2 protein-coding genes are annotated in these 2,621 nt (G+C 61.9%); both read right to left on the reverse strand.

Annotated elements, in window-relative coordinates:
* Positions 1-127: 127 nt before the first annotated feature.
* Complete coding sequence (gene istB, locus J5M58_RS25645) at positions 128-883, reverse strand: IS21-like element ISPsy14 family helper ATPase IstB (protein ID WP_207880104.1); 756 nt, start codon at positions 881-883, stop codon at positions 128-130.
* 18 nt (positions 884-901) lie between these two features.
* Complete coding sequence (gene istA, locus J5M58_RS25650) at positions 902-2,416, reverse strand: IS21 family transposase (RefSeq protein ID WP_181859056.1); 1,515 nt, start codon at positions 2,414-2,416, stop codon at positions 902-904.
* Positions 2,417-2,621 lie beyond the last annotated feature (205 nt).

Below are 2,621 nucleotides of genomic sequence, written 5' to 3' on the forward strand. Positions count from 1 at the left end.
TGCGGATTCCACGACACTTGGACACTCAGCCCACGATCATTTGGACACTCGTTCCACGCTCACTTGGACACCTAATCCACGTCCACTTGGACAGGCAGTCGGAGCGCAGCGACGCAGGTTTGCATTGTTAGTCTGAAGTCCCTGTCGTCGTCAATTTCGTTGCGCGCCTGCGCATCGATTCGCCCTTCAGTTCGATCCGGTAAGCGTTGTGCACCAGCCGATCGAGGATCGCGTCGCCCAAGGTCGGATCGCCGATCAGTGCGTGCCACTTGTCTACCGGCATCTGGCTGGTCACCAGCGTCGAGCGGTTGCCGTAGCGGTCGTCCAGCAGTTCGAGCATGTCGCGCCGTTGTGCGGCGGTAAACGGCGCCAGGCCCCAGTCGTCCAGGATCAGCAAGTCGGTCTTGGCATAACCCGCCATCAGTTTCGCGAAGCGCCCATCGCCGTGGGCTAGGCCCAGCTCTTCCATCAAGCGCGGCAGGCGCAGATAGCGCACGCTGTAGCCGTCGCGGCAGGCCTTGTGGGCCAGCGCGCAGGCGAGCCAGGTTTTGCCTACGCCGGTTGGGCCGCCGATGATCAGGTTCAGGCCGTCGCGCAGCCACTGGCCGCTGCCCAGTTGCAGGATCAGCGCCTTGTCCAGGCCACGCGGGCTGCGGTAGTCGATGTCTTCCAGGCAGGCGTTGTGGCGTAGTCGTGCGGCTTTGAGGCGAGTCGTCAGGCGTGCATCTTCGCGCTCGGTCAGCTCGCGGTCGACCATCAGGCCAAGGCGTTCGTCGAAGCTGAGATCGTTGATGTCGGGCGTAGCGTGTTGCTCGCTGAGCGCTTTGACCATGCCGTGCAGGCGCAAGGTTTGCAGCTTGTCCAAGGTCGGGTTCGGTAGCATTTTGATCCTCCTTTCAGGTCAGTGGTAGTAGCCGGGGCCGCGCAGGTTGATGTGCTCGTCGGGCAGCAGCGGCAGGTTTTGCTGAGCCAGCGGTAGGCGTTCCAGCCCTTGGCGCAGGATCGATTCCAGGCTCTTGTAACTGCATGCGCCCAGTGCCAGCGCACGCTGGCACGCGGCTTCCAGCCGCGCTTCGCCGTGCTGTTTGCTCAGGCGCAGGATGCCTAGGCAGGCGCGGAAGCCGTGCTGTGGGTGGATTCGGCGTTCGAGGATGTAGGTGATGACGCCAGCGGTGTTGGGCCCGGTTTGCTCTGCCCAGCGGATCAGCCGTTGCGGCGTCCATTCGGCGTGCTCGCGGTGGCTTTTGGGCATGTGCTCGATCTGGGTGGTGTGGCGGCCTTTGTGCTGTGAGCGCAAATGGCTGGCCACGCGCTGGTTGGCGTGGAAGCACTCGATGGTCTGCGCGGTCAGCCGCACTTCGAGTTGGTGCTTCACCAACTGGTATGGCACCGAGTAGAAGTGGCCATCGACCTCGACGTGGTAGTCGATATGGACGCGTACCTTTTTCCACTCGGCGTAGATGTAAGGGTGTTCCGGTAGCGGTTGCAACGCCGGTTGGTCGATGGCCTCGAAGGCCGAGCGGCGTGAGCCGGGCAGCTTTTTGAAGGGCTTTTGGTTGAGGCGATCCAGCAGCAGTCCGATGGCCGTGTTGAGTTCACCCAGCGAAAAGAACTGCCGATTGCGCAGCACCGCCAGGATCCAGCGCTCGACCACTTGAACACCGACTTCGACCTTGGCTTTGTCCTTGGGTTTTCGTGAGCGAGCAGGCAATACGGCGACGCCGTAGTGCTCGGCCAGATCGCGGTAGCTGGGGTTAATATCGGGCTCGTAACGGTGCGCCTTGGTCACGCCACTGCGCAGATTGTCGGGCACCAGGATCTGTGCGGTGCCGCCGAAAAAAGCAAAACAGCGGGCGTGCGAGCCCAGCCAGTCGGGCAGTTTCTGCGACCAGGTCGCCTCGGCGAAGGTGTAGCTGGAGGCACCGAGGACGGCGACGAAAATCTGGGCCTGGCGGATCTCTCCGGTTCGCCGGTCGATGATCGGCACGGTCTGACCCGCATAATCGACGAACAGCTTTTCGCCTGCGCGATGTTCCTGGCGCATGACCACGTCAACCTTGGCGGCCCAGAGGCGGTAGTGCTCGCAGAACCAGCTGTATTGAAAGCCTTGCGGATGAGCGAGTCGGTACTCTTGCCAGAGCAGAGCCAGAGTCACGCCGGGGCGGCGCAGCTCGGCATGCGCCCAAGCCCAATCAGGCATCGGCCTTTGATCGCTGGGAACTGTTGGTGCTGGCGGAAACAGGCATCGCTCCAGCTCGGCGTCCGACAATGATGTCGGCCAAGTCAGCCCGCAAGCGTTGAAACGGTGCAGGTAATTGCCGGCACTGCCGCTGCTGATGCGCAGGCTGGAGGCGATCTTGCGCACGGACAGGCCGGCGTCGAACTTTAGGCGTAGTACCTCTCGGATTTTACGCATGGATATACGCTCCACGACGACCTCTTCGCTTCGATAAAAGAGGCCGATGGTAGTGAATAGTCCTGCGTTGCCGCCTGCCTGAGTGAGGGTCGGATCAGTGAGAAATCACTGTCCAAGTGCTCGTGGAATGAGTGTCCAAGTCAGCGTGGAATCGCTGTCCAAGTGTTCGTGGAATGGGTGTCCAAATGCGCGTGGAATCCGCAGG

The organism is Pseudomonas sp. 32_A (assembly GCF_017490905.1).
GTDB classification, from domain to species: Bacteria; Pseudomonadota; Gammaproteobacteria; order Pseudomonadales; family Pseudomonadaceae; genus Aquipseudomonas; species Aquipseudomonas inefficax.